This is a genomic window from Halosimplex carlsbadense 2-9-1, assembly GCF_000337455.1.
Classification (GTDB): domain Archaea; phylum Halobacteriota; class Halobacteria; order Halobacteriales; family Haloarculaceae; genus Halosimplex; species Halosimplex carlsbadense.
The window spans coordinates 113,090-138,274 of record NZ_AOIU01000045.1; the positions used below are offsets into that span (position 1 = coordinate 113,090).

Genomic DNA, 25,185 nt, shown 5'->3' on the forward strand with positions numbered 1-25,185 from the left:
GAGCAAGCTCTGACAAGCCTTCGCTCAAGGGTTCGCGAAGACCTCGCACGGCTATTTCGAGCGGCTCTCACAGGGTTCGAGCACGCTCGACAGCGCGCGCCGGGATGGATTCTCCCGGGTAGAAACCTACTCGTTGGTCACGTCGGTGAGCGCGTCGCGGGAGGCTCGGCAGACTGCGTCGGGGTCGAGGTCGGTCTCGGCCCAGGCGGGCAGCCGGTCGCCGGATTCGGGCGGTCGGACCGATTGGGCGTAGGCGTCGACCTGCCGGCGCTCGTCGGCCGGATCGTAGTCTAGCCCATTGAACGCGGCGTCGGCGGCGTACTGGTCGACCAGGCGGCGAGCGATCGTCCGATAGCGCTCGCGCAGGCCGTCGTAGTCGACGGCGACCCCGCCGTCGTCGAGCGCGGCGAACAGCGCGGCGGCGACCTCGTCGGCCATGTCGGAGAGGCCGCCGCGGCCGCTGACCGCGCGGTGGTCGTGTTCGTGGATGCCCAGATCGACCTGCGCCGTGCCCTCGAACCCCGCCGTTCGGAACGCGTCGCCGAGCGTGGCGACCTCCAGGCCCCACCCGCGGGGCGGTCGAAGCTGGCGTATCAAGTCGCTCGTGGCGGCGAACTCGCCGGCGAGCGCGTAGCGGAAGGCGCCCAGATACTCGACGAGCGGGTCGCCGCGAGCCTCGGCGAGCGCGGCGACGACGGGCTCGTAGAACAGCCGACAGAGCCGGCCGTAGAGGCGGTCGTTCTCGACGCGGGCGTAGTAGCCCTTGACGAACGCGTAGTCGCGGGCGAGCGGGAAGAGGAGGCGGGGAACGTGCTGGGGGCCGTAGGTGGTCGCGTCGGCGTCGTGGACCGCGACGAGGTCGCTGCGGGCAGCGGCGACGCCGAGGGCGAGCCACACGTCGCGACCCTTCCCCGCCTCGCCGTTGAGGCCGTGTTGGCCGAGCAGGTCGCGGACGGTGGGCGCGTTGCACCAGAGGACGTCGGCGTCGACGTCGAGCGAGTCGACCCACTCCCGGACGGCGCCGACCTTCCCCTCGTCGGCCCGCAGGGCGACGAGGACGGACTCGGGCTCGACTTTGCCCAGCGTCGAGAGGACGCGCTCGGCGGCGAGGCTGGCGTGGTCGCGGTCGGTCAGCGGCACCACGACCGTCGCACGGTCGACCGGCGCCTCCGGGGCCGCGCCGTCGAAGTCGTGCAGCGTCGCCACCCGCTCCTGGACGTACTCCATCGAACCGGGCTAGTGACTCGACTCCCAAATACTCCGCTGTTCCGGAACAGGCGCGTCCGACCGGCCCGCCGTCGGGTCCCCGCGGACGCTCACTCGCGAGCGCCCCGCGGCAACCGGCCCAGCCGATGAGCGACGAGGAGCGCGAGCAGGACGACGACGAGACCGCCGGCGAACGTGCGGAAGATCACGTCGAACGGCACGCGGGCGTCCCGCAGGAAGCCGACGGCGTAGGAGCCGCCGGCCTGGACGAACATCATCGTTCCCGAGTAGGCGGCGTAGGCGCTCGCGCGGTGGCGGTCGGGCAGCGACCCGAGCAGGTAGGTGTCCATCGCCGGAAACAGGCTGTGGATCACGTAGCCGAGGACGAGACTGACGGCGACCACCGCGGCCAGGCCCGAGACGGTCGTCAGTGCGAGGAGGACGACGACGAACCCGCCGAGCAACGCGAGGATGTACCGGAGGATGTCGAGGCGGTCGGCGAGCCGACCGGACAGCGCCATCGCCGGGACGCCCGCGCCGAAGACGACCGACAGGGCCGTCCGCGCGGTCGACTCCGAGAGGGACTTCGTCTCGGCGAGGTAGGTGGGATAGAAGTTGAACACGCCCTGCCAGACGAAGCCGGTGGCGCCGAGCATGACGACGCCGGCGAGGATCAGCCGCCACTGCTCGCGGACCGCGACGAGGAGGTGACGGTCTTCGGTGCCCGCCGCGGGCAGGTCCGTCCGCCAGGCCACGACGGTGAACAGGACGGTGGCGACGGCGGTGATCGCGGCCATGATCCGGAACGTCAGCGGCCACCGCCCCCGCGCGAGGACGGCGGTGACGAACAGCGGCGCGCCGACGGCGGCCAGTTGCGCCGCGGTCCCGTGGACGCCGAGGGCGGCGCCGACCCGCGAGGGGAACAGCTCGCTGACCAGCGGGTTCGCGGCGATGAAGTAGGCGCCGCCGGCCGCCCCCATCAGGAGGGCGGCGGCCTGGAGCGCGCGGATGCCGGGGGCGACCGAGGCGAGGGCTGTCGCCCCGGTGAGCGTCGCGCCCGTCGCGAAGACGACGTAGTGGCGGGGGACCCGCGTGAGCAGGTAGCCCGTCGGGATGCGCGGGACGGCGCTGCCGACCCAGACGAGCGAGGCGAGCAGGCCGACCGCGGCGGCGTCGACGGTCAGCGCCGCTCGGAGCGGGTCCAGCAGCGGCGCGAAGACGACCCGCCCGAGGTTGACGACGAACACCATCGCACACAGCGACCCGAACAGCTGGCGGCGCGTCACATCAGGGGGTTCGCCTGCGCCCCTTCAAGCGTTGCGAACTCGGCGGACCGGTCCGCTTCTCGGCCGGATTTCGACGGAACGCGCGGGGCCGGGTGTGTGGGATCTATGCATGGGGTTTTTGAGAGTCGGTGTCGTACGCCCGCTCATGAAATCGGTCCGGAAGGGGCTGCGTTCGGGCGAGATCGAGAAGGACGTCTACGAACGCCTCGCCTGCAGCGAGTGCGGCGAGGAGCTCGGGACCGAGAACGACCCCGACGAGATCGGCACCGTCCGGGTCTGCCCGGAGTGTGGGAGCAAGTGGAAGAAGGTGGGCTGATCGCCGCACCGACCCCGCTGTAGCGTCACCGACCGCCCGACAGTTACTCTTCTGCGGCGCTCACTCGAAGACAGCGTCGAACGAATCGGCCCCGAGCGGCGGGTGGGTCCCCGCCGCGACGTTCTCGGCGACGTGGTCGGGCGACCCCATCCCGACCAGCGAACACGTCACGCCGGGCGCGCTCCGCGCGAAGTTGATCGCCTGCTGGGCGTTCGTCTCGCCTTCCACCCGCTCGGCCACGTCTTCCGGCAGCCCCGCCCGGGCGAGTTTCCCCTGGGCCAGCGACGCGCTCGTGAAGACGTTCAGCCCCGCGTCGTGGGCGAACCACAGCGTCGACTGGGCCCCCTCCGACCCCTCCTGAGCTTCGACGGTGAAGGCGTCCGCCATCACGACGTTGAACGGGAGCTGGACCGCCCGGAAGTGCGTCGCCGCGTTCTCCGCCCGCTTGGCCGCCGTCCGCGCCCGCGAGACGATCTCGGCCAGCGAGAGATAGCTGTCGTCGTCGCCCGGCACGCGCAACGCCTCCCACGTCGCCACGCCGTACTGGCGGATGTCGCCCTCGGCGGCTCGCTCCTCCAGGCGAGTGAACGTCTCCTCAAGCTGGTCGTAGACCGCTTCCGGCGAGCGGTCGGCCAGCTGCGTCTCGGGGTTGTGGACGTAGTAGAGATCGATGGTGTCGAGATCGAGGTTCTCCAGCGATCGGTCGAGCTGGTCGTCGATGTAGTCGGGCGCGATGCAGTGTTGCCCGGCGACGAGGTCGTCTGCGTCGACGACCCCGGTGTCGACGTACGCCTCCCGGATCCACCGCCCGGGATTGTCCGGCCGCTCGCCGTCGAACGGGACGAACCCGCCCTTCGTGGCGACGAGGACGGCCTCGCGGTCGGTATCGGCCGCTTCGAGGGCCTCGCCGACGACGCGCTCGCTGCGCTGATTGCGGTAGTTGATCGCCGTGTCGACGACGTTGACCCCCGACTGGAGCGCCTCGACGATGGCCTCGCGATACGCGTCGTCGGCCTCGTCGGTCGGGTCGCCGAGGTAGGTGCCGACGCCGACGCTGGAGACGACGCCCTCGCCGAACCGCCGGAAGTACGTGCGGGCGAACTCGTCGCCGAACTTCTCGCGGTAGGCCCACGTGGCGTCCCTGGTGACCATACCCGATCTGCGGTCGCCGCCGATAAAAGCGTGCTATCTCGGAGAGGCTGTGCGCCAGCGGGCGGCTTATACCAGCCACCCGCGATAAGCGGGGTATGACAGAACGGCTCAGGCCGAGCTCCGAGAACCCGTGGTACTGGTCGGACGGCGACGGACCGGCGCTGCTCCTCGGCGGGACCGACAAGGACAACCTCTTCCAGTGGACCGGTGGGCGACTGGAAGCCCACCTCGACGACCTCGTCGACGCCGGCGGGAACTTCGTCCGCAACACGATGTCCGACCGGAAAGACGAGGACGTGTCGCCGTTCGAGCGGAGCGAAGACGGCACGTACGACCTCGAACGGTGGAACGACGAGTACTGGGACCGATTCGCCGCGTTCCTCGACGCGACCGCCGAGCGGGACATCGTCGTCGAGCTGACGCTGTGGGACCAGCACGATCTGGCCGGCTCGCGGTGGGAGTCTCACGCCTGGAACCCGGTCAACAACGACACGCTCCCCGCGGACTCGCTGCCCGCGACGGGCGGGGACCACTGGCAGGACCGCATCGCCTTCTTCCGCACCGTCGAGGAGGGCAACGACCCCGTGCTCGCCCACCAGGAGCGGTTCGTCGACCGGATCCTCGACCACACGCTCGACTACGGACACGTCGTCTACAACGTCACCAACGAGGGGTGGGCGGGGATCGAGTGGGAACTGCACTGGGCCGAACACCTGCTCGAACGGGCCGACGAGCGCGGTGTCGGCGTCGAGATTGCCAACATGAACATGACGCCGGATGAATCCGTCCGGAAGGTGGTCGAGCACCCCGACCTGTTCTCCTACGTCGAGCTCTCTCAGCACAACCAGCTCTCTGCGGGTGCGACCGGACAGGACCACTGGGACAACCTCCAGCGGTGGCGGTCGGAGGTCGAGGACGCTATCGGGCCGCGGCCGTTCAACAACGTGAAGATCTACGGCGGCTTCGACGGCGGGAAAGACGCCGCCGGTAGCGCCGACCAGGCGGTCCGGTGGTTCTGGCGGAACGTCCTCGGCGGGTCCGCGGCGTGCCGGTTCCACCGGCAGGTCGCGGGCGGCGACGAAGGGTGGGGGATCGGCGGGAGCGAGCGGGCGCTGACGCAGATCCGCTCTGTTCGAGCAGTCGAGGAACACGTCGCCCTCCCCGCGCTGACACCCCGGATTGACCTTCTGGCAGACCCCGCCCCCGGCGAGGCCTACTGCGCCGCCGATCCGGGCGAGGCCTACGTCGTCTACTTCCCCGACGGCGGGGAGGCCACGCTCGCCGTCGAACCGGGACCGTACCGGCTCCGGACACTCGACGCCGAATCGGCCGCGTGGACGGACGAGGAGATGGTCGGGGGCGAGACAGACCTCTCGCTCACCCCGCCGGAGCGGCCCAATCAGGTCGTCGTCCTGACCGCCGAACGGTGACCGGGGACTCGTGACCGACGGCCCGGTGGAGCGCGCCTGGGGCTCGCTTACTCACCGGTGTCGAGGTGCTCGGCCATCCAGGCGAACTGCTCGTCGACCATCCGCCGGCCGGCGTCGGTCAGCGCGTACTCGTCGTGGATGCCGGATTCCCGGAGTTCGAGGTGGCCGTTGTCGACCAGCGTGTCGAGCGCGCCGTAGAACGATTTGGGCTCGATCCGCGCGTCGTAGTGCGATTCCAGCCGCGACTTGAGCGCCTGGCCGTGGAGCGGTCCCTCCCCGGCGAGGATGATACAGATGTCCCGGCGGCGTCCGCTCTGGAGCCACTTTGTCATGAGCGGGTCTGCGTCCGGGGACGAGTCGACTCTTGCGGTTCGCGGCGGTGACCGGACGGACTCGTCCCGAGGCGCGATCGAAGCCTACGACTATCACCGGCCCACAGATCCGCCAATGACCGACGCGACCGCGACGAGCGAGGGGATCACGGCCCGCTACGAGGAGACCGAGACCGAGCGCCTGCTGACCTTCGAACGCGACGGGGCGACCGCGGCCGTCGCCCAGAACCTCGAGGGCTACGCCATGCTGAAGGTCCGACCGACCGCCGACGGCGACGAACTGGAACGCTACTACGGGTTCGACATGGCGCTGGACCACGCCGCCGAACTGCTCGGCGTCGCCCCCCACGACCTGCCGGTACCCGACGCGGCCGACGACATGGGAATGTGACCGAGCACGCGATTTGGGCGCATTCGTGCGATTTCCCGGCTGATCGCGCGTGCAGTTCACGGATTAACGCGCGGCTTTTAGCGGTTGGAGTTCCTATGGATACGCGATGAGCCACCCACGCGTCACCGGCGTCGGAGTGACCCCGTTTGGGGAACACTCCGAGCGGACGGGCCGGGACCTGTTCGCCGAGGCCGGACTGGCCGCGCTCGACGACTCGGGGGTCGACCCCGACGACGTCGAAGCGCTGTTCTACGGCAACTTCATGGGCGAACTCGCCGAACACCAGGGCCACCAGGCCCCGCTGATGGCCGAGGCCGTCGGCCTGGACGTGCCGGCGACACGCTACGAGGCCGCCTGCGCCTCCAGCGGCGCCGCGGTCCGCGAAGCCGTCAGACACCTGCGGTCGGGCGAGGCCGACGTGATCCTCGTCGGCGGGAGCGAGCGCATGACCAACATCGGCACCGCGGGCGCGACGGACGCCCTCTCCATCGCCGCCGACGACCTCTACGAGATCCGCGCCGGGATGACCTTCCCCGGCGCCTACGCGCTGATGGCTCGGGCGTACTTCCGGGAGTTCGGCGGGTCTCGCGAAGACCTGGCCGCTATCGCCGTGAAGAACCACGACCACGCGCTCCCCAACGAGTACGCGCAACTCCGCAAAGAGATCACCGTCGAGGACGCCCTGGGGGCGCCGATGGTCGCGGACCCGCTGGGGCTGTACGACGCCTGCCCGATCACCGACGGCGCGAGCGCCGTCGTCCTGACCAGCGCCGAGTACGCCGCGGAACACGACCTGGACGCGTCGGTCGCGATCACGGGGACCGGCCAGGGCGGCGACAACCTCGCGCTGCACGACCGCGAGAACCTCGCGCGCTCGCCCGCCGCAGAGAAGGCCGCCGACGAAGCCTACGCGGACGCGGGCGTCGGGCCCGACGAGGTCGACATCGCCGAGGTCCACGACTGTTTCACCATCGCGGAGGTGCTCGCCATCGAGTCGCTGGGTCTCTACGAGCCCGGCGATGGGATCGCCGCCGCCCGCGACGGCAAGACCCACGCCACCGGCGAGACGCCGGTCAACCTCTCGGGGGGACTGAAGGCGAAGGGCCACCCCGTCGGCGCGACCGGCGTCGCGCAGATCGTCTCGCTGACGAAGGTACTGAGGGGCGAGTCCCCGTGGTCCGACGACGTGGGCGGCGCGAGCGTGGGTGTCGCGCACAACGCCGGCGGCACCGTCGCCAGCGCGACCGTCCACGTCCTGGAGGTCCAGCCATGAGCGACAAAGCCAGAGACGGCGCGTTCGACGACTGGCTGGACGCCATCGAGGAGGGGTCGGGGTACTACGTCGAGTGCGAGAACGGCCACGGCTGGCTCCCGCCGCGACGCGTCTGCCCCGACTGCGGGAGCCGCGACCTCTCGGAGACGCCCCTACCGGAGGCGGGCGAGGTGGCGACGTTCACAGAGGTGTCGGTCGCGACGCCGCAGTTCAGCGCCGACACGCCCTACGTCACCGCGGTCGTCGACTACGATCCCGTCCGCGTCACCGGTCTGGTCCGCGGCGTCGATCCCGACGAGGTCGAGGTCGGGATGCCGGTCGGGATCGAAGTGGGGGAACGGGAGACGACGGGCGACCGCGCGGTCGTCTTCCGGCCGCGGTAGGGCCGACTTCGTCCCTCGCCGGGTTCAGGCTACGAGTCCCCAGCCTACCACGACCAGCCCCGCCAGGACGACCATGCCACCGAAGGCGTACACCCAGATCCGCTGGTACAACTCCGCCCGCTCCGGGTCACGCTTCCACGTCCGACCCGAGACGAAACTCCGGACCCGAAGCGGGTTGGCGATAGCCGCGGCTCCCATCCCCACCAGCAACAACCCGGCGGCGGCGAGCGTCGCGTTCATACGCCGGACGTGTCACACCGTAGTCAGAAAGTTCCGTCGGATAGCGACCGGTCGCGGTGCGGCGGCGGTCGCTGTCAGTCAGGCGCTCGACTCGACGGGTTCGCCCCGAACGACGTCGAGGAACTCGGCGGGGTGTTCGACGTGCGGGAGCAGTTCGGAGTCGCCGATCGAGACCAGTTCCACGTCCGCTGCCTCGGCGAGTTCGCGGCCGGTCGATAGCGGCGGCATGTCCGTTTCCGTGCCCCAGACGAGCGTGACCGGGACGTCGAGGTCGCCGAGGAGCGCTGTCAGGTCGACATCGGGGTCGAGGTGGCCGCTGATGAAGGAGGCGGGCGCGAACCGCGCGCCGGGCTGGTGGGCGCTCTCCCACTCGTAGCGGACCGTCTCCGTGTTGAGCTTCGCGGTGTCGTGGTAGCCGTGGTCGTCGTGAAAGTAGCGGATCGAGCGCTCGCTCGCGATCCCGTTGTAGATCGCCTGGCCGACGACGGGAGCGCGGATCAGCGAGCGGAGCCAGACGCGCCGACCCGGGACCGTGTCGGCGGTCGGGCAGACCAGGACGAGCCGCGACACGTCCACGTCGCGGGCGGCGTCGGCGGCGTAGGCGCCGGTCAGCGACGACGCGACGACGACGGCGTCGTCGCTCGTGTCGGTGAGGAAATCACGGACGAACGTGGTGTACAGCGACGCCGAGTAGGTCAGCGGCGGACGGTCCGACCGGCCGAAGCCGGGCAGGTCCGGCGCGATCACGTGGTAGTCCTCGGCGAGGGTCTCGAAGACCATGCGCCACTCGTTGCTGGTCGCCGCGGCGTTGATGCCGTGGAGGAGCACGAGGTCCTGGTCGTCGGGGTCGCCGGCTTCGGTGTATGCCACGTCGAACCCGCGCCAGCGGTAGGTGCCGGAGTCGCCCGCGAGCGGCGGGCCGAGTTCCCCGACCTGCCGACCGAGCACCCGGTTGGCCGCGACCGCCGCGCCGACTGCACCGAGCGTTGCACCGACGACTGTCCGTAGTTTCATATCACACCGTTGGAGCCTCGGCCGCTTATAAGTGATGTTCAGCGGACAGCGCCGAGGGAGGAAAAGCTACTCCCGGCGCTCCCGCCGCGCGGCCACGCAGTCGGCGAGCGGTTCGAGGACCGCCTCGGCGACCGCGTAGGGGTCCGTCTCGCGGCGGCGGACGGCGTCGACGTGTTCGTCGAGGCCGCCGCGGGCATCGATCTCCTCGGCCAGCAGTTCGCGGACGTCCTCGCGGAGGAGCGTCCGGATCTCCTCGGCGTAGCGCGTCCGCGCCTTCGCCGCCAGTCGGCCCGACTCGACGAGATACGCCCGGTGGTCGTCCATCGCCGCGATCAGTTCGTCGATCCCCTCGCCCCGGTCGGCGACCGTCTCGACGATCGGCGGGTCCCAGGGCTCGACCCCCTCCGCGTCGGCGTCCTCGGCCGCTCCGTCGCCGCCCCGGTCGCCCCGTTCGCGACCGGTCTCGCCGCTCACGTCCACGGTGGTCTCGGCGAAGCCGTGGTGGCCGCCGACCGCCGCCTCGCCGTCGCGCAACTGGAGCATCTCACGGAGTTCGCTGACGGTGCGGTCAGCGCCGTCCAGGTCGGCCTTGTTGACGACGAACAGGTCGGCGATCTCCAGGATGCCGGCCTTGAGCATCTGCACGTCGTCGCCGCTACCCGGTGGAACCAGCACGACGACGGTGTCGGCGGTGCGGACGATGTCGACCTCGTTCTGGCCGGCCCCGACGGTCTCGACGATGACCTTGTCCTTGCCGAAGGCGTCCAGCGCCTTGACGGCGTCCGTCGTCGCCGTCGAGAGCCCGCCGAGCGTGCCGCGAGCGGACATCGACCGGAAGAACACGTCCATGTCGCCGACGTTCGAGGCCATGCGGATCCGGTCGCCCAGCACCGCGCCGCCGGTGAACGGCGAGGCCGGATCGATGGCGATGACGCCGACAGTCAGCCCCGCCTCGCGGTAGGTCGCCGCGAGCTTGTCGACCAGCGTCGACTTCCCCGCACCGGGACTGCCGGTGATCCCGATCACGTCGGCGTCGCCGGTGTGGGCGTGCAGCTGGGAGACGAGATCCCGGTAGCCCGGCGAGCGGTTCTCGATCTTCGTGATCGTCCGCGCCAGCGCCCGGTGGTTCCCGTCGAGGAGATCCGAGATGAGGGGGTCGAGGTCCGGATCCCGGTCTGTCCCGGGACCCGAATTCGAGCCCGACCCCGAGGCGTCACTGTCCGCGGGGGCACCCTCGTCCCCGCTCGTCATCGTCGCTCTGGGGCGTTGTCCCGGATGTAGTCGATCATCTCGTCCATCGACGCGCCGGGACCGAAGATCTCGGCGACCCCTTCCTCGCGCAGTCGGTCCTTGTCGTCGTCGGGGATGATGCCACCGACCAGCACCAGCGTGTCCTCGCGGGCGCCGTACTCCGCCAGCCCGTCCATGATCTTCGGAACGAGCGTGTTGTGCGCGCCCGAGAGGATAGAGATGCCGAGTACGTCCACGTCCTCCTGGACGGCCGCCTGGACGACCTCGTCAGGCGAGCGATGCAGGCCGGAGTAGACGACCTCGAACCCCGCGTCCCGCATCGCCCGCGCGATGACGTGCGCGCCCCGGTCGTGGCCGTCGAGGCCGACCTTGGCGACGAGACAGCGGATCTGCCGTTGGCCCTGCTCTGCGCTCATAGCCGCTAGTTGGGTCGATTCCCGTTTCACGTTTGCGGTGATTTTTGCTGGCGGGCCGAGGTTTCCGGGCGGACGGGCGCGGGCGGTCGTTCCCGATTCCGAAGCGGGTATACCGACGGCGTCCACAGATCCGGTATGGCAGTCGCCGACTCCCTGCAGTCGCGGGCGCGAGCGAACCCGCGCCGGGTCACCGCCGTCCTCTCGGCGATCGGATACGTGCTCGTCATCGGCGCGTTCACGCCCTACGCGCCGTTCCCGTCGATCAGCGACGATCTGGTCATCCTCCTCGGAGACGCCATCGCCGTCGTCAACTCGCTGGCGCTGGTCTCGATCCTCGTCGGAGTGCGATACATCAAACGCGGCGAGGTCGCCAAACACCGGGCGGCGATGCTGACGGCCTTCTCGCTCATCATGGTCTTCCTCGTGATGTACCTGCTGAAGGTCGGCGGCGGCTTCGAGAAGTCGATCCTCGCCGACGGGCTCGTCTACTACGCCTACCTCGTGATGCTCGCGATCCACATCGTCCTGTCGGCGGTGGCCGTGCCGGTCGTCCTCCACGCCGTCGTCCTCGGGCTGACCCACAGTCCCAGCGAACTGCGCGAGACCTCTCACGCCCGCGTCGGTCGGATCGCCGTCGCCGCGTGGTCGCTCAGCCTCTTCCTCGGCATCGTCACCTACCTCATGCTCAACCACGTCTACATGTGGGAGAAGATGGGCCACAGCGCGGCCCTCCTGCTCGCCGTCGGCCCGTCGCTACGGGCGCTCCGGATCGACCCGAGCGCCGACCGCGACGACTGACGGGACCCATCGGCCACGGCTCCCGGTCCCGGAACGAGCACGCCGACCGTCGACTGACGACCGGCCGATGAGTCGCCGGACGCGCACGCGGCCCGCAGCGTTTTCAGCGCTCGCGTGCTACTGATCCGCATGACGGAGCAACCCGACGCAGCGGCGGGGAGCCCGACAAACGCGACACCGACAGCGGGGACCGGGCGACACGGTGGGACGGGTCGGCAGTCGGACGGCCGCGGCCGCTGTGACTACTGTCGGCTCCCGATCTCGGGCGAACCAGTGTCTGCCGAGCGCGACGGTCACCGGTACACGTACTGCTGTGGGGCCTGCCGCGAGGCGGCCGGCGACGGCGAGAAGGTGTTCACCCAGTTCCACGGTTTCCGGCGAGTCCCCACGGGCGTCGCGCCGCTCGACGAGAGCCTCCCGCAGGGGATCCCCCGCAACTCGTTCGTCCTCCTGACGGACCTGGCGGGCACGCGCACCGAGGCCATTCAGGCGGAGCTGGTGTGGCGCGCTCTCCAGCGCGGGGAGCCGGCGGTGTTCGTCTCCTTCCTCGAACCGCCGATGTCGGTCGTCCAGCAGTTCGTCACGCTGGACTGGAACGTCCTCCCCTATCTGGAGTCGGGTCAACTGCAGATCCTCGACTGTTTCACCTACCGCCTCGAAAATCGCGAGCGGATGTACGAGCGGCTCAACGACTGGAACGGCTTCCTCTCGGAGGCGGCCGCCGAGGCGACCACGCAGGTGCGCGACCCCACGGAGCTGGGCGAACTCCACAACCGCATCGACGACGTGCTCGAAGAGCGGGGGATGGAGGACCGAGGGATCGTCGTCGTCGACTCGCTGACGGAGTTCGGGTCGCTCGTCCAGCCGGTCCAGGCCTACGACTTCCTCAAGGACGTGCGCGCGGAGGTGTGCAAGAGCCGCTTCGTCCCGATCTACGCCGGCGCCACGGTCACCGGCGAGCACCAGGGGTTCCCCCACGACCTGAACTACATGGTCGACGGCATCGTCGAACTCAACCTCGACGAGGATCTGGTCGAAGGGTCGCTGCTGAAGCAGATCCGCGTCCGCAAGATGGGCGGCGTTCTCACGCTCCCGAAGTGGACGCTCTACGAGTACACCGCCGGCGAGGGGATCGTCACCATCGAACGTCGCGAGGGGCCGCCCGAGGGGGGCGAGAGTCAGGAACCCGTCACCGGCCAGCAGGGCGGCGGGCAGGCGGGGAGCGGACAGCGGGACGGCGGACAGCACGGCGGGGGCCAACAGGGTAGCGGGACCGGGATGGGAGGGACCGGGGGGACCTACGGACAGGGACCGCCCGCCGGCCGACCGTCGGGGAGCGACCCGATCGTCGACTCGCCAGCCGACGAGGGTGACGGCGGTGGGGCTGGCGAGGACGGCGACGACGAAACCGGGTGACCGAGGCCGAGCGCGCTCAGTCGGTCCGCGGGAGCGCGAGCGCGCCGACGGCGACGAACACTGCGGCGAGCGCGCCCAGGACGAGCAGGTAGCCCAACTCCGGCGCGAACGGGCCGGTCGGCGGGACTGCTCCGCCGTCGGTCGTCGCGCGGACGCCGCGGGCGAAGTACGTCAGCGGCGACAGCAGCGTCGCCGGTTCGAACCAGTCCGGAAGGAGAGCGAGCGGGACGAACGTCTCCGAGAGGAACAGGAGGGGGAGCGCGATGGTGTTGCTCGTCGCGATCACGCCGTCCTGGGAGTCGGCGGTGGCCCCGATGATCGCGCCGATCCCGCAGAACAGCGCGACGCCGACGACGACGTAGGCGACGAGCAGAGCGCCGACGGTCGGTGACAGCGGGATCGCTGCGCCGGTCAGGGCGACGACGAGCGCGACCAGCAAAAGCGCGGCGAGGCCGATGACGACGACGTTGACGACGGTCTGGGCGAGCAGCCACTCGCCGCGGGTGAGCGGCGTCGTCGCCAGCTTCTCGAAGCGGTTGCCCTCGCGGTGGCGCGCGACCTCGCTGCCGACCCGCGACAGCGGCGTGAACAGCACGACCACGGCGAGATAGCCCGGGACGTAGTATATCGCCGGCTCGGTGAACAGCCCGCCGCCGGTCGGCTGGGTCTGGACCAGCGCGCCGAAGATGACGACGATGAGCAGCGGGAACAGGAACGTGAAGAAGACGGCCGTCCGGCGGCGGAGAAACGAGCGCCAGCCCGCGCGGACCGACGCGGCCACGCGGCCGCCCCGGGTCATCGCTCGCCCTCCGCGTCCGCGGCGGCCGCGTCCCGGTCGCCCTCGCCGCGGCGGTCGAGTCGACCCGTCGCGGGCCGGTAGCCGTACTCCCCGGCGGTGCTCGCGAGTTCGAGGTAGACTTCTTCGAGGTCGGGCTCAGACCAGGTGAGCGCGTCGTAGCTGGCGCCCGCGGCCGCCAACGCGTCGACGACGTCGCCGATCGCCTCGGGCGGCACGTCCGAGACCACCAGCGAGTCGCCGGTCCGCTCGGCGGGATAGGACAGATCGAGCGCGGCGGGGTCGGCGTCGGTCTCGACGACGAGACGGCTCTCGCCGCCGTACTCGGCGACCAGCGTGTCGGGGTCGTCGGCGGCGACGAGTCGGCCGTCCGCGAGCAGGCCGACGCGGTCTGCCAGCCGGTGGGCCTCCGCCATGTCGTGGGTGGTGAGGACGATAGTCGTGCCGCCGTCGGCGAGCGATTCGAGGAGGTCCCACAGCGCCCGGCGACCGGCCGGATCGATACCGGTCGTCGGTTCGTCGAGAAAGAGCAGGTCGGGGTCGTTGACCAGCGCCGACCCGACGCAGGTTCGGCGCTTCTGGCCGCCCGAGAGGTTCTCGTACCAGGTGTCGGCGTCGCCGACCAGCCCCACGTCCGAGAGGACCGTCTCGATGTCGCGGGCCTCGTCGTAGAGGCCGGCGTAGTAGTCGAGCAGTTCGCGGGCGGTGAGCCGCGCGGGCGGGTCGAACGCCTGCGGGAGCAGGCCGACCCGCTCGCGGTCAACGTCGAGCGGGTCGGCCCCGAACAGTTCGACCGAACCCTCGGCGTCGGTCGTCCCCGTCAGCGCGCGAACGAGCGTCGTCTTGCCCGCGCCGTTGGGGCCGACCAGCGCGAACACTTCGCCCGCGTCGACCGAGAGGGAGACGCCGTCGAGCGCCACCGTCTCGCCGTAGGACCGGCGCACGTCCTCGGCGACGAGCGTCGCTGTCATGGGCGAATCGACGGTAGCGCGGCGCAAAGGCGGTTCGGTTCGGAGACGTGTCTCCCCGCGACCGAGTCGAACGAACGGGAGAGGCGGGATTCGGGTGGAGGGGCGCGCCAGCGGGAGAACCGGTGGGGCGTCGGGCGGCGGCGGAGGGCGCGAGTGGGAGGGCCGAACGTCGGCGGGAACGGAGTGGAGGGCCGAGCGTCAGCGGGAACGGAGTGGGGGGCCGCGTCAGCGGGGGACTCGGGTCAGGGGAGGGAGTCTCAGACCGCGCCGGGGGCGGGGTCCGGCGGCGGCGTCTCGGCGCTCCCGTCGTCGCCGCCGCGGCGGCGGGCGGCGATCGTGAGCGCACCGGTGCCGAGCCCGAGCAGGACGACGGCGAACGTCAGCAGCTCGCCGAACAGCGGGATCTGCGCCAGCACCTCGATACCGACGACGCCGACGACGAGAGCGGCCCAGCGGTTGTCCACGTCGGCCGCGTCGAGGACGCGCGTCCCGACGAGGAACTCGCCGTAAACCAGCGCGAGCCAGGTCGAAAGCGCGAAGACGGCGCCGCCGGCAAAGGCCAGCGGTAGGCCCACGATGGTCAGCGCCACCGCCAGCAGACCCACCGGGACCGCGATCATCGTCGCCAGCCCCGCGACCGCCGAGCGGCCGGGCTGGTCCGTCACCGTCTCGACCATCTCGCCCGAGAAGTCGGGAAAGACGACCAGGAGGAGCGCGCCGACGACCAGTGCCGCCAGACCGGTGACGAGGCTGACCAACGGGGAGGGCAGGATCTCCAGATCACCGAGGTCGTCGAGGTCGCCGAGGGTGATCCCCCACTGGAGGCCGTCGAATCCGAGGCTCTCGTCGTGGGTGACGGTCCCGGTGACGGTGGCACCCTCGGCGCGGTCGAGCGTCTCGCCGTAGGTCACGTCGCCGCGGACGGTCGCACCCTCGTTCAGGCGGACCGTCTCCGAGCCGGTCACGCCGCCGTCGACCGTCCCGGTGACAGTGACCGTCCCGGCCGCGGCGTCCACGTCGCCCTCGACGACGCCGTCGGAACCGACGTCGACCGAGCCGGCGGCCGCTTCGACGCTGCCACCGACCCGGCCCTCGACGGTGACCGAACCGGCGGCGGCCTCCACGTCGTCGGTCACTTCGCCGGTGATCCGGACGGAGCCGGCCGCGGCTTCCACGTCGCCCTCGACGGTCCCGTGGACGACCGCGTCGCCGCTCACGACCTCCAGGTCCGAGACCGTCTCGTCGGGCCCGACGACCACGTCGGCGCCGACGGTCTGGTCGGCGAACTGGCCGGTTCCGGGCGCGGTCGCGGATGCGACGGCGTCGTCGTTGGCGAACGGTACTGCGGCCGCCGCGCCCGGAACGAGCGCGGCGGCGACGGCGAGCGCACACAGCAGCGCGACGAACCGCGTCGCGCGGGGAGCGTCGATCTGGCTCATGCAGTTCGACGTAGACACCGCTACACCCTATATAAACGAGGAGAGTTTCCGACCCGGTAGTCCGGGGCAACGCTTAAATACGAGTTTACAGTTCGCCGCGGACGGTGCGGACGATGGCGTCGATATCGAAGGTGTCGCGTTCCTTGTCGTAGACGATCTCGTCGCCGACCTCGACGCGGAAGACGCCGTGGTCGCCCATCACGAGTTCGAAGCGGTCGATCTGCCCCTCCAGGCTCGTGAGGATCGCCTGCTGGGTGTCGAGCGCCCGCTCGCGGAACCCGCAGGGGACACAGTAGGTCAGTGTGACCGTTGTCATAGGGTGGGGTAGACGGCTCTCGGCGATAAAGGTGTGCGGGTCAGTCCCGACCGAACGGCCGCCAGACCAGCAGCGCCACCGTCGCGACGAAGACGACGGTCGAGATGCCGTACGAGCCGGTCGAGACCGCGGCGGCGATGCCGGAGCCGCTGCCGGCGATACCGGTCGCGATTGAGGCCAGCACTGGCCAGCTACAGGAGACACAGGAGAGCAGGCCCAGAACGCCGGTCACCGCCGACCCCGCGGCGTCGAGGACGGTGGCGTACACCAGATACGCGAGGGTCGCGTAGCCGATCAGCTTGTAGGGGATGAGTACGACCGAGAGGCCCATGCCGTTGTAGGTGACGGCGGGCGCCCACCCCGGCGGGAGGCTCGTCAGCGCGACGCTGAGCCCGAGGGAGTCGTGGCCGGGACCGACGAGGCCCCCGGTGTAGGCGAGGACGCCGAAGTAGCCGACGGCGAGCGCCGCGGCGAGCGTGCGGTTGCGGCCGGACGCGGGCGCGACGTTGGCGCGCGCGACCGCCCAGATGGAGGCGTTGATCCAGACGAACGGGTAGACCCACAGGCGCAGCCCGCGCGCCGAGAGCAGGTCGGCCGACCCGAGCGCGGCGTAGGCGAGCAGGAGGATGACCTCGGTGTTGACCACCAGCGCGCCCCACAGTAAGGTCCCGCGGTCGGGGCGAAACCGGTCTGCCAGGGAGGTAGTATCGACGGTGGCCATGGATCAGATCGCGAGTGCGTCGACGACGATGGCGATCAACAGCGTTCCGAGGTAGGCGTTGGAGGCGTGGAACGCGCGGAACGCCGCCGACTCGGTGCGCTCGCGGTGCAGTCGGAGGACCGCCCAGAGGAAGACGCCGCCGAACAGGCAGGTCGTCGCCGCGTACACCCAGCCCAGCGTCGTCAGCTCCGCGAGCGCGACCGCGGCGAGCAGCGTCGCGGCCAGGTAGTAGAGGATGTGTTTCCGCGTGACCGCTTCGCCGCGGACGACTGGCATCATCGGGAACCCGCCCTTCGCGTAGTCGTCCTTGTACGCCAGCGCGAGGTTGTAGAAGTGCGCCGGCGTCCACAGGAAGATGACACCCGCCAGCGCCGCACCGGCCAGGCCGAACTCACCGGTGACCGCGGCCCAGCCGATCAGCGCCGGGAGCGCCCCGGCGAACCCGCCGATGACCGTGTTCTGGACGGTGTTGGGCTTGAGCACGAGCGTGTAGACGACGCTGTAGAAGAGGATCGCCGAGAGCCCGAGCGCGGCCGCCAGAGCGTTCAACTGGGCGAACACGACGAGCGAGGCGGCCGCGAGGGTCAGGCCGAACGCGACCGCCCGTCGGACCGGGATCTGGTGGGTCGCGATCGGTCGGTCGGACGTGCGGTCCATCTTCTTGTCCTTCTCGCGTTCGAGGACGTGGTTGAACGTGCCCGAAGCGCCGATGGCGAGGACGCCGCCGCCCAGCGTCAGGACGACCGTTCGGACGGTGAGTTCGGGGGCCCCGGTCGAGGCCAGCGCCATCCCGGCGGCGGCGACGAGACAGAGCAGCCACATCAGCCGCGGCTTGGTGAGCCGGAAGTACGCCGAGACGGTGGCGGTCACGCGCGTCCGCAGCGGGAGGTCCGAGGGGGCGGTGGTCGGTTCGGCGACCGCCTCGTTCTCGCCCGGTGTCCCGGAGTCGTCGTCGGCGTCGACGCCGGGTTCGACGGCCCAGCCTTCCTCGGGCGTGTCGGGCGCCTCGGGTTCGAGTTGCCAGGCGAGCGCGACGATCAGGGCGGTGAACAGGACCATGCCGACGAAGAGGTGCGCGCCGGTGGGGAGAGCGGCCGCGCCGCCGGTGACGACGACCGCGCCGATGGCGACTTGGACGGGAAACAGGACGAGGCCGAGCGCGAGCGCGGCGAGGACGCGCCCGCGGATCGCCGCACGGTCGCGAACGGCGGCGACGGCCGTGGCGAGCGCGAGGACGCCGACGAGTAGGGCCGCGACGCGGTGGCCCCAGGCGATCAGCAGCGCGGGGTCGGCGAGCGTGAGCGGGCCGCGACAGACCGGCCACGAGGAACACGCCCGGGCGGCGTCGGCGACCGCCGCGGTGGCGCCGGCGGCGACGAGCAGGTAGGCGCCCATCGCCGTCGCTGCGAGCAGGCTCGGGAACGACGGTCGGGATGCGCGGCTGAACATGGGAGTCCGCTGTTGTCCGCACTTCGGGGCGTTCGCACTTAGTGTTCGCGCTTTGCGACCGACGCGCGCCGTGTGGGTTCGGTACCCGCGCCGGCCGCACCCACCGGACCGTGTCGGGGCGTCCGAGCGGCCCGCGCACGCGAAACCGCGCTGGGGCGTCCGAACGGCCCGTACACGTTCGGAAAAAGAGTAATCCGGGAGGGATCGGCGCCGGTCAGATCCCGCGTCGGATTCAGCACGTTAATATGCGGACAATCCCAAGCCGAGATCAATGAAGGGTAAGCGCGTCGCACTCCTGACGCTGTTCGCGGCCGCCCTGGCAGCGGTGGCGATCGAGCCCGCCGCCGCTCAGTCGGCCGACACGACGACGGAACGGCTCATCTGGAACCTGAACAACCAGCTGATGTACATCGCCGTCCCGATCACCGTCCTCGTGGAGGCGATCCTCTTCTACACCGTCTGGAAGTTCAAGAACAACGAGTCGCCGCTCCCGACCAAGGAGAACCGCCGCCTGGAGATCACCTGGACCGTCGCGACGGCCATCATCCTGCTGTTCGTCGGCGTCGCCTCCTATCAGGTGCTCGCCGACCCGTTCGTCACGGCGACGCCCGACACGGACATCGACGCCGTCACCGACGGTCAGGAAGAGGCGCTGGAAGTGCAGGTGACCGCCCAGAAGTACAACTGGCAGTTCTACTACCCCGAATCGGAGGTGACCAACGCCAACACGCTCGTTCTGCCGAGCGACCGGCCAGTGCGGTTGAACGTCACGTCGACCGACTGGCTACACGCCTTCCACGTCCCCTCGATGGGGCTGAAACAGGACGCCTTCCCCGGCCAGTCGAACTACATCGTCACGGAGGCGACCGACACCGGTGAACACCAGCTCTACTGCGCCGAGTACTGCGGCGTCGGCCACTCCCAGATGCTCGGCACCGTCGAAGTCCGCAGCCAGGAGAACTTCCAGGGCTGGCTCGCCGAGAACGGCGCCGGCGGCTCAGGGAACGCCACCGCCGGCAACATGACCAGCGCGCTCGCTCCCTGACCGACGAGACGCTCCCCTTCGTTCCGTTGGACACACACCGCGCGCGACTCTGCCCGCGTTCTCCTGACTGGTTCCCAGATAGCTACGCGTCGGGCTGGTGAGCTTTTCAGTCGGCCGCGCGTACGGCCGCGCGATGGAGTACTTCGAGGACGTGACCGTCGGCGACACCGATGCCTTCGGCAGCTACGGGGCGACCGCCAGCGAGATCACAGACTTCGCCGAGCGCTACGACCCCCAGCCGTTCCACACGGACCCCGAGGCGGCCGCCGACTCCCCGTTCGGCGGCCTGGTCGCCAGCGGCTGGCACACCGCCGCGATGACGATGCGGCTGCTCGTCGACGAGTTCCTCGCCGACGGAGCGACCCGCGGCGCGCTCGGCGTCGACGAACTGCGCTGGCGCCGCCCCGTCAGACCCGGCGACGAACTCACCGTGACGACCGAGATCGTCGACAAGGAGGGATGGGACGACGAATTGGGGGTCGTCTCGGTCCGGATCACGACCGAGGCCGACGGGGAGGAGGCTCTCACGATGGTCGGGCTCGTCCTCTACGAACGCCGGACGGCGCCGTGATTCGCGAGGCGTGACAGGTCGAGAACGGACCGTGAACCGCGAGCCGTCGGACCGAGGCCCGCTCAGTTGCCGGCCACCAGACCGGCCTCGGGCGATCCCTCGCGCTCAGTGTAGGCGGCCAGCCGCCGCTCGCCGCGTTCGGTGATCCGGTAGACCACTTCCTCAGTCACCGGCTCGACGAGCCCGTCCGCGACCAGTCTGTCCATCCGCCGTTGTGCGTAGTCCGCCGGCATCCCCAGACGGTTCGCGACGAGCGCCAGGTATGTCGGCCGCTCTTCTACGAGGTGCTGAAGTATCGCTGCGTCCGCGCGACGGAACCAGTCCGGGTGCTGTGACATCGGTATCCCAACACACCATGGTGCTTGTTCACACATAACGTTGTCGGCCGCGGCGGACCCGGAGGTGAGGGGACAGTGGGTCTGGGGCTTGACTCGCCGGACGCGGGCCAACAGAGTCAAGCGCGGGGAGTCCTCAGCGGTGGTAGAGCAGTGTCATCGAGCCCCGACGGTCGGCCGACGGTCCTCGTCGTGGACGACGAGACGGAGGTAGCGGACGTGCTCGCGCTGAAGATCCGCGAGCGATACGAGACGCGGGTCGCGTACGGCGGGCGCGAGGCGCTCGAATCGATGGACGAGACGGTCGACGCCGTCCTGCTGGACCGGCGGATGCCGGACGTCCACGGCGACGACGTGCTGGCCGAGATCCGCGACCGCGGCCACGACTGCGTCGTCGTGATGACGACCGCCGTCGACCCCGAGCTGAACATCCTGGAGATGGACTTCGACGACTACCTCTCCAAGCCCATCGAGACGGAGACGCTGCTGTCGACGCTCGACACGCAGCTCGACAGCCGCCAGTCCGGCGATCCGAAGCTGGAGGAGTTTTTCTCCGTCGTCTCGAAGCTCGAAGTGCTCGAATCGGAGCTGACACCCGCGGAACTGGCCGACAGCGACGAGTACGAGCACCGCAAGCGCGAGGCCGAGGAACTCGGCCGCGAACTGCAGGAGACCCACCCCGACTTCGACGAGATCGTCGATACCTTCCGCGACATCGGTCGGAACTGACCGCGCGACGACCGCGGCCGGTCCCCGCGGGTCCGACACCGGCCAGACTCCGTCTACAGCTCGTCCAGCGCCGCTCGGACCGCCTCCCAGTCGGGCTGGGTCGAGGGGTCGTCGGCCGACCAGGCGTACCGGACCTTCGTGTTGCCGTCGACCACGAAGACGGCGCGGTTGGACACGTCGCGGTGGCCGGCCAGCTCGTCGATCCGGACGCCGTAGCGCTCGCTGACGGCGCCGTCGCTGTCGGTCAACAGCGGGAACGGGATGTCGTACTCGCGGGCGAACGCCCGGTGGCTGAAGGCGCTGTCACGGGAGATCCCGAGGACCGTCACGTCCTCGCGCACCTCGAACCAGCCGAGGTTCTGGATCCCGCACAGCTCGTCGGTGCAGGTCGGGTGGAAATCGAACAGGTAGAACGCCAGGACGACGGGTCCCTCGCGGGTGTGTTCGGCGAGCATGAACTCGCGAACCACCTCGCCGTCGGTGCCGGGCAGGATGAAGTCGGGCGCCGCGTCTCCCGCTGTGAGCATCGTGACCCATCCGTTCGCGGCGGCGGGGCTTAAACGAACGGGGCTGGGCCGCCAAGCGATAGAGCTTTTCCCCGTCGGTCGATAGCGGACGAGTACGATGCTTCAGGGCGTGACGCTGTCGCAGGCAGGGATCGACGCGGCCGCGATCAAACCCGCCGAGGTCGACGTCGAGCGGGCGGCCGACCTCGCCGTGGACACGCTCGCGGTCGACTACGAGGGCCGCGAGCACCTGCCGTCGCCGGCGACGCTCGACGCGCTCGCCGAGCAGACGGCGGTTCGCGTCACCACGCCCGTCCGCGCCGACGGCTTCGACCCGCACGGGGAGCGGGACCTCGCCGAGTCGCTGCCCGAGTCGGTCCGACGGGTCCTCGTCGCCGGCCACTCCGCCTACCTCACCGAGACGGAACGGGAACGGGCCGTCGCGCCTCGCCTCCGCGAGGCCGCGGCCCGCTCGCGCGAGCCCTGGGTCGGCACCGAAGGGATCGAGCGGATCGCCCTCGCCGTGGGCGGCACGCAGTTCGAACTCCTCGGGCCGGCCACCGACCGACGCCTCCGCGCGCTCCGACAGGCGGGCTACGAGGGGGAGGTCGCCCTCTACGCGCCGACCGTCCTGACCGACGAGGAGGACGCCGTCCTCGACGCGCTGGGCGAGTACGCCGCTCGCCGCGGCCCGGTCCGCTCGGCGCTGCCCGACGGCGCGTCGACCGACGCCGCGGCCGACGGTCGCGCCCGCGAGGTCCTCTCGCAGGCCGTCCGCGACTACGGCCTCGTCGGCGAGGTCGGGACCGTGGCCGACCGCGTCGACGAACTCCGCGACGCGGGCGCCGACCGGATCGTCGGCTACCCCGCCCGCGGGCTCGACCCGTTCCTGTGACCCGCGTCGCCGTCGTCGGCGGCGGCGCCCTCGGCGTCACCGCCGCCCGCGATCTCGCCGCCCGCGGCGCCGAGACCGTCCTCTACGAGCGCGACGACCTCGCGAGCGGCGCCTCTGGCCGGGCCGCCGGCATCGCCTACGACGCCTTCGCCGAAGACATCGACGCCGCCGTCGCCGAGCGCGCCGTCGAACGCTTTCGGAACCTGGACGACGAGGGCGCCATCGACTTCGTCGATCACCCCTACGTCTGGTTCGCCCGCGCCGGGGACGAGCGCCGCGCCGAGGCCGTCCGCGAGAGCGCCGAGCGCATGCGCGCCAACGGCCGCGACGTGGCGACGCTCGCTCCCGACGAATTCGCCGACCGGTTCCCGGCGCTCGCGGGGGTCGACGTGGCCGTCGCCGCACTCGCCCGCGACGCCGGCTATCTCGACCCCGCCTCGTACGTCACCGCGATGGGCGAACGGGCCGAGTCGGCCGGCGCGACCGTCGAAACGGGGACGCCCGTTCGACTCGCCGACGACGGGACAGCGGTCGAGACGCCGACGGGCGTCGAGCGGTTCGACGCCGTCCTCGTCGCCGCGGGCGCCCACACCAAGCGCCTGCTCGCCTGCGTCGGAGTCCCGATCCCGATGAAACCCTACCGCGTGCAGGCGCTCGTGACCGGCCCCGTCGACGGGAGCGAGCGGGTGCCGACCTGCTACGACGCGAGCGAGAGCCGCTACGCTCGCCCCCGCGAGGGCGGCCTGCTCGTCGGCGACGGCACCCAGGAACGGGAGTTCGACCCCGACGACTACGACGAGTCGGCCGACCCCGACTTCGAACGGGCGTCGCTGGCGTGGCTCGAAACCGTCTGTGAGGACCCGCTCGCTGAGGGGCCGCTCGGTAGCGACTTCGCCGTCTGCCGGTCGTGGGCCGGACTCTGCACCGCGACGCCCGACCGGGACCCGCTGCTGGGCGAGATCCGGAGCGGCCTCTACGTCGCGACCGGCTGGCACGGCCACGGGTTCATGCGCGCGCCGGCGCTGGGCGAACGGATCGCCGACGAGATGCTCGGCGGCGACGGGATCGCGCCGTTCGACCCGGACCGTTTCGACGGCGACGAGGCGTTTTCGGTGGTCGAGGGAATGACCGTCGAGGACTGATACGGAGTATTGCAAGCGTGTACCGGGCCGACCGTACGATTGCGTGCGGTCGATCCCGGGCTGTCTTGCAATACTCCGTATGAGACGGGGCCGAGCGACTGTTCCGCTACGCTTCGTCGTCGTCCGCGTCGTGCGTCTCGCTCTCGGCGTCCAGTTCGTCGGCGTCGGCCTCGTCGTGGACCTCGTCGACCTCGTCGGCCTCCAGAGCCTCGTCCACGTCGGGGTCGACCGGCTCGGCCTTGGGGACGCGCACCTCGAGCGTGCCGTTCTCGCGCAGCGTCGCGGTGGCGGCGTCGGCGTCGACGCGCGCCTCGGCTGGGAGTTCGACGTGGCCGTCCAGGGCCAGTCCGCGGCCGGGGTAGCGCATCTCGAAGCCCTCGTGGAACCCGCGGAAGCGGTCGATCCGAACTTCGACGAGCCCCGAATCGAACTGCACCTGCACGTCCGAGGACTGCGCGCCCGGCGCGTCGAACACCGCGAGATAGGCGTCGTCGTTCTCCAGCAGGTCGACCGGTAGCGGCGTTCGCTCCTGAGCGCGGCCCATCGCTCGCCCGACGTTCTCGAGGACGGTGTTGCCCAGCGACTCGCCGATGTCACGCAACGTGTTCATACCCGCCGGTTAGTGCGGTACGGTCTTCAGGATTGTGCCCGCGGCCTCGGGACAAAAGGGCGACGACGGCGGCGCCTGCGGGTCGGTTCCCCGGCCGTCGGCTACAGTTCGATCGCTTCGAGACAGTCGGTCCCGCCGCAGACCGGACAGGACAGGTCGGAGACGCCGTGGTCGTCGGGCATATCGTAGGTGTAGTGATTCTCGAACATGTCGAGGAAGCAGTCCTCGTCCGTACACTTGACCTCCTTCGTCGGTGGCATACCCGCGAGTTCGGACGGCCGACGGATACTGTTTTCGCCATCCCGGTGGTCGAACGCGGGGTTCCCCTCGGATCCAGGGTTCCGAGGGCCGTTCGCACCCGGTTCAGCTACTCGCCGCGCCCGCGTCCTCGTCCTGATACACCGGCATTTCGAGCAGTTCGGTGTAGTCGAGGCCCTCGGTCCGCGACTGATACTCTTTCGCGATCTCGGCGAGCTTGAGGTCGGCGAAGGCCCGACCGGTGAAGATCAGCGCGGTCGGGACGCCCTCGTCGTCGAACCCGTTCGGGATCGAGATCCCGGGTAGACCGGCGATGTTCGCCGCGCCGCCCAGCGCCCGATTCGGCAGGACGACCGCGTCGTAGGGCGCCATCGCCTCGTCGAGCTGTACCTGGATCTTGCGCCGGATCCGGTTGGCCGTGATGTAGTCTTTGGCAAGGATCGTGTCGTAGGCGTACCCGCCGACGCTCCCGTCCGGAGAGGTGAGGTCTTGCACGTC

Annotated in this window: 30 protein-coding genes and 1 pseudogene; 12 read left to right on the plus strand and 19 right to left on the minus strand. The window is 70.5% G+C overall.

All coding sequences use genetic code 11. The annotated features are described in order from the left end of the window. Positions 1-126: 126 nt before the first annotated feature. Positions 127-1,227 carry a glycosyltransferase family protein gene (locus C475_RS20005; protein ID WP_006885722.1) on the minus strand — a complete coding sequence of 367 codons (1,101 nt, stop codon included), beginning with the start codon at positions 1,225-1,227 and terminating at the stop codon, positions 127-129. A gap of 89 nt (positions 1,228-1,316) precedes the next feature. Beyond that, positions 1,317-2,492, minus strand: coding sequence for an MFS transporter (locus tag C475_RS20010; protein ID WP_006885723.1), 1,176 nt, complete (start codon positions 2,490-2,492; stop codon positions 1,317-1,319). A gap of 145 nt (positions 2,493-2,637) precedes the next feature. Between C475_RS20010 and C475_RS24535 the strand changes: the two genes are divergently transcribed. Continuing rightward, a complete protein-coding gene (locus C475_RS24535) occupies positions 2,638-2,808 on the plus strand; it encodes an HVO_0758 family zinc finger protein (RefSeq protein ID WP_006885724.1) in 171 nt (56 codons plus the stop codon). A 60-nt stretch (positions 2,809-2,868) separates the two neighbouring features. On the opposite strand, the gene C475_RS20015 is transcribed toward C475_RS24535, so the two are convergent. Beyond that, a complete protein-coding gene (locus C475_RS20015; protein WP_006885725.1) occupies positions 2,869-3,960 on the minus strand; it encodes an aldo/keto reductase in 1,092 nt (363 codons plus the stop codon). Between the two features lie 95 nt (positions 3,961-4,055). Here C475_RS20015 and C475_RS20020 point away from each other — a divergent pair, with 95 nt between their 5' ends. Then, on the plus strand, positions 4,056-5,390 hold the full coding sequence (locus C475_RS20020; RefSeq protein ID WP_006885726.1) for a hypothetical protein: 1,335 nt from the start codon (positions 4,056-4,058) through the stop codon (positions 5,388-5,390). A gap of 47 nt (positions 5,391-5,437) precedes the next feature. Here the strand turns inward: C475_RS20020 and C475_RS20025 are convergent, their stop codons facing one another. After that, entirely contained in the window at positions 5,438-5,722 is a 285-nt protein-coding gene (locus C475_RS20025) for a PadR family transcriptional regulator (RefSeq protein WP_006885727.1), read from the minus strand. A gap of 115 nt (positions 5,723-5,837) precedes the next feature. Here C475_RS20025 and C475_RS20030 point away from each other — a divergent pair, with 115 nt between their 5' ends. The 3 genes from C475_RS20030 to C475_RS20040 all read left to right on the plus strand — a co-directional run bounded on the left by C475_RS20030 (position 5,838) and on the right by C475_RS20040 (position 7,769). Then, positions 5,838-6,113 carry a DUF7111 family protein gene (locus C475_RS20030; protein ID WP_006885728.1) on the plus strand — a complete coding sequence of 92 codons (276 nt, stop codon included), beginning with the start codon at positions 5,838-5,840 and terminating at the stop codon, positions 6,111-6,113. A 106-nt stretch (positions 6,114-6,219) separates the two neighbouring features. Continuing rightward, the gene (locus C475_RS20035) at positions 6,220-7,386 is read left to right on the plus strand and encodes a thiolase domain-containing protein (protein ID WP_006885729.1); all 1,167 of its coding nucleotides are present in this window, start codon (positions 6,220-6,222) and stop codon (positions 7,384-7,386) included. Further along, a complete protein-coding gene (locus C475_RS20040; RefSeq protein WP_006885730.1) occupies positions 7,383-7,769 on the plus strand; it encodes a Zn-ribbon domain-containing OB-fold protein in 387 nt (128 codons plus the stop codon). Before C475_RS20035 ends, C475_RS20040 begins: the two co-directional genes overlap by 4 nt. Positions 7,770-7,793: 24 nt before the next feature. Here C475_RS20040 and C475_RS20045 read toward each other — a convergent pair whose 3' ends face one another. The 4 genes from C475_RS20045 to C475_RS20060 all read right to left on the minus strand — a co-directional run bounded on the left by C475_RS20045 (position 7,794) and on the right by C475_RS20060 (position 10,690). Beyond that, entirely contained in the window at positions 7,794-8,009 is a 216-nt protein-coding gene (locus C475_RS20045; protein WP_006885731.1) for a hypothetical protein, read from the minus strand. A 78-nt stretch (positions 8,010-8,087) separates the two neighbouring features. Beyond that, positions 8,088-9,023 (minus strand): alpha/beta fold hydrolase, encoded by a 936-nt coding sequence (locus C475_RS20050; protein WP_006885732.1) that lies wholly within the window; start codon positions 9,021-9,023, stop codon positions 8,088-8,090. Between the two features lie 66 nt (positions 9,024-9,089). Next, a complete protein-coding gene (gene meaB / locus C475_RS20055; protein WP_006885733.1) occupies positions 9,090-10,274 on the minus strand; it encodes a methylmalonyl Co-A mutase-associated GTPase MeaB in 1,185 nt (394 codons plus the stop codon). Beyond that, positions 10,271-10,690: a cobalamin B12-binding domain-containing protein gene (locus tag C475_RS20060; RefSeq protein ID WP_006885734.1), complete on the minus strand. Its 420-nt coding sequence runs from the start codon at positions 10,688-10,690 to the stop codon at positions 10,271-10,273. The genes meaB and C475_RS20060 overlap by 4 nt, the downstream gene beginning before the upstream one ends. Positions 10,691-10,825: 135 nt before the next feature. Between C475_RS20060 and C475_RS20065 the strand changes: the two genes are divergently transcribed. Together C475_RS20065 and C475_RS20070 are read left to right on the plus strand one after the other, a co-directional pair. Further along, positions 10,826-11,488 carry a DUF420 domain-containing protein gene (locus C475_RS20065; protein WP_006885735.1) on the plus strand — a complete coding sequence of 221 codons (663 nt, stop codon included), beginning with the start codon at positions 10,826-10,828 and terminating at the stop codon, positions 11,486-11,488. Between the two features lie 129 nt (positions 11,489-11,617). Next, positions 11,618-12,904: an RAD55 family ATPase gene (locus C475_RS20070; RefSeq protein WP_152436551.1), complete on the plus strand. Its 1,287-nt coding sequence runs from the start codon at positions 11,618-11,620 to the stop codon at positions 12,902-12,904. A 16-nt stretch (positions 12,905-12,920) separates the two neighbouring features. Here C475_RS20070 and C475_RS20075 read toward each other — a convergent pair whose 3' ends face one another. The 6 genes from C475_RS20075 to C475_RS20100 form a co-directional block, all read right to left on the minus strand. Beyond that, a complete protein-coding gene (locus C475_RS20075; RefSeq protein ID WP_006885737.1) occupies positions 12,921-13,703 on the minus strand; it encodes an ABC transporter permease in 783 nt (260 codons plus the stop codon). Beyond that, a complete protein-coding gene (locus C475_RS20080; protein WP_006885738.1) occupies positions 13,700-14,671 on the minus strand; it encodes an ABC transporter ATP-binding protein in 972 nt (323 codons plus the stop codon). Before C475_RS20080 ends, C475_RS20075 begins: the two co-directional genes overlap by 4 nt. Positions 14,672-14,928: 257 nt before the next feature. Continuing rightward, a complete protein-coding gene (locus tag C475_RS20085) occupies positions 14,929-16,110 on the minus strand; it encodes a polymer-forming cytoskeletal protein (protein ID WP_006885739.1) in 1,182 nt (393 codons plus the stop codon). An 85-nt stretch (positions 16,111-16,195) separates the two neighbouring features. Beyond that, positions 16,196-16,426, minus strand: coding sequence for a SelT/SelW/SelH family protein (locus tag C475_RS20090; RefSeq protein WP_006885740.1), 231 nt, complete (start codon positions 16,424-16,426; stop codon positions 16,196-16,198). 40 nt (positions 16,427-16,466) lie between these two features. Beyond that, positions 16,467-17,147 carry a DUF7546 family protein gene (locus C475_RS20095; RefSeq protein ID WP_006885741.1) on the minus strand — a complete coding sequence of 227 codons (681 nt, stop codon included), beginning with the start codon at positions 17,145-17,147 and terminating at the stop codon, positions 16,467-16,469. Between the two features lie 3 nt (positions 17,148-17,150). After that, positions 17,151-18,596: a heme o synthase gene (locus C475_RS20100; protein ID WP_049931054.1), complete on the minus strand. Its 1,446-nt coding sequence runs from the start codon at positions 18,594-18,596 to the stop codon at positions 17,151-17,153. Positions 18,597-18,867: 271 nt separating this feature from the next. Between C475_RS20100 and coxB the strand changes: the two genes are divergently transcribed. Together coxB and C475_RS20110 are read left to right on the plus strand one after the other, a co-directional pair. After that, positions 18,868-19,641 carry a cytochrome c oxidase subunit II gene (coxB, locus tag C475_RS20105; protein WP_006885743.1) on the plus strand — a complete coding sequence of 258 codons (774 nt, stop codon included), beginning with the start codon at positions 18,868-18,870 and terminating at the stop codon, positions 19,639-19,641. A 133-nt stretch (positions 19,642-19,774) separates the two neighbouring features. Further along, positions 19,775-20,212 (plus strand): MaoC family dehydratase, encoded by a 438-nt coding sequence (locus C475_RS20110; RefSeq protein ID WP_006885744.1) that lies wholly within the window; start codon positions 19,775-19,777, stop codon positions 20,210-20,212. A gap of 62 nt (positions 20,213-20,274) precedes the next feature. On the opposite strand, the gene C475_RS20115 is transcribed toward C475_RS20110, so the two are convergent. Beyond that, entirely contained in the window at positions 20,275-20,550 is a 276-nt protein-coding gene (locus C475_RS20115; protein WP_049931056.1) for a phenylalanine--tRNA ligase subunit alpha, read from the minus strand. Between the two features lie 150 nt (positions 20,551-20,700). Here C475_RS20115 and C475_RS20120 point away from each other — a divergent pair, with 150 nt between their 5' ends. Next, positions 20,701-21,276 (plus strand): response regulator transcription factor, encoded by a 576-nt coding sequence (locus C475_RS20120; protein WP_006885745.1) that lies wholly within the window; start codon positions 20,701-20,703, stop codon positions 21,274-21,276. A gap of 53 nt (positions 21,277-21,329) precedes the next feature. Here the strand turns inward: C475_RS20120 and C475_RS20125 are convergent, their stop codons facing one another. Then, positions 21,330-21,803, minus strand: a complete 474-nt coding sequence (locus C475_RS20125) for a redoxin domain-containing protein (protein WP_006885746.1) — start codon at positions 21,801-21,803, stop codon at positions 21,330-21,332. Positions 21,804-21,900: 97 nt separating this feature from the next. Between C475_RS20125 and C475_RS20130 the strand changes: the two genes are divergently transcribed. Next, positions 21,901-22,677 (plus strand): DUF7388 family protein, encoded by a 777-nt coding sequence (locus C475_RS20130; protein WP_006885747.1) that lies wholly within the window; start codon positions 21,901-21,903, stop codon positions 22,675-22,677. Continuing rightward, on the plus strand, positions 22,674-23,819 hold the full coding sequence (locus tag C475_RS20135) for an NAD(P)/FAD-dependent oxidoreductase (protein ID WP_006885748.1): 1,146 nt from the start codon (positions 22,674-22,676) through the stop codon (positions 23,817-23,819). The genes C475_RS20130 and C475_RS20135 overlap by 4 nt, the downstream gene beginning before the upstream one ends. Positions 23,820-23,925: 106 nt before the next feature. On the opposite strand, the gene C475_RS20140 is transcribed toward C475_RS20135, so the two are convergent. From C475_RS20140 to C475_RS24090, 3 genes and pseudogenes are all read right to left on the minus strand, one after another. After that, the gene (locus C475_RS20140) at positions 23,926-24,429 is read right to left on the minus strand and encodes an Hsp20/alpha crystallin family protein (RefSeq protein WP_006885749.1); all 504 of its coding nucleotides are present in this window, start codon (positions 24,427-24,429) and stop codon (positions 23,926-23,928) included. A 101-nt stretch (positions 24,430-24,530) separates the two neighbouring features. Further along, positions 24,531-24,689 (minus strand): DUF7559 family protein, encoded by a 159-nt coding sequence (locus C475_RS24540; protein ID WP_006885750.1) that lies wholly within the window; start codon positions 24,687-24,689, stop codon positions 24,531-24,533. Between the two features lie 103 nt (positions 24,690-24,792). Beyond that, positions 24,793-25,185 (minus strand): annotated as a pseudogene (locus C475_RS24090) (hypothetical protein); the annotation flags it as partial.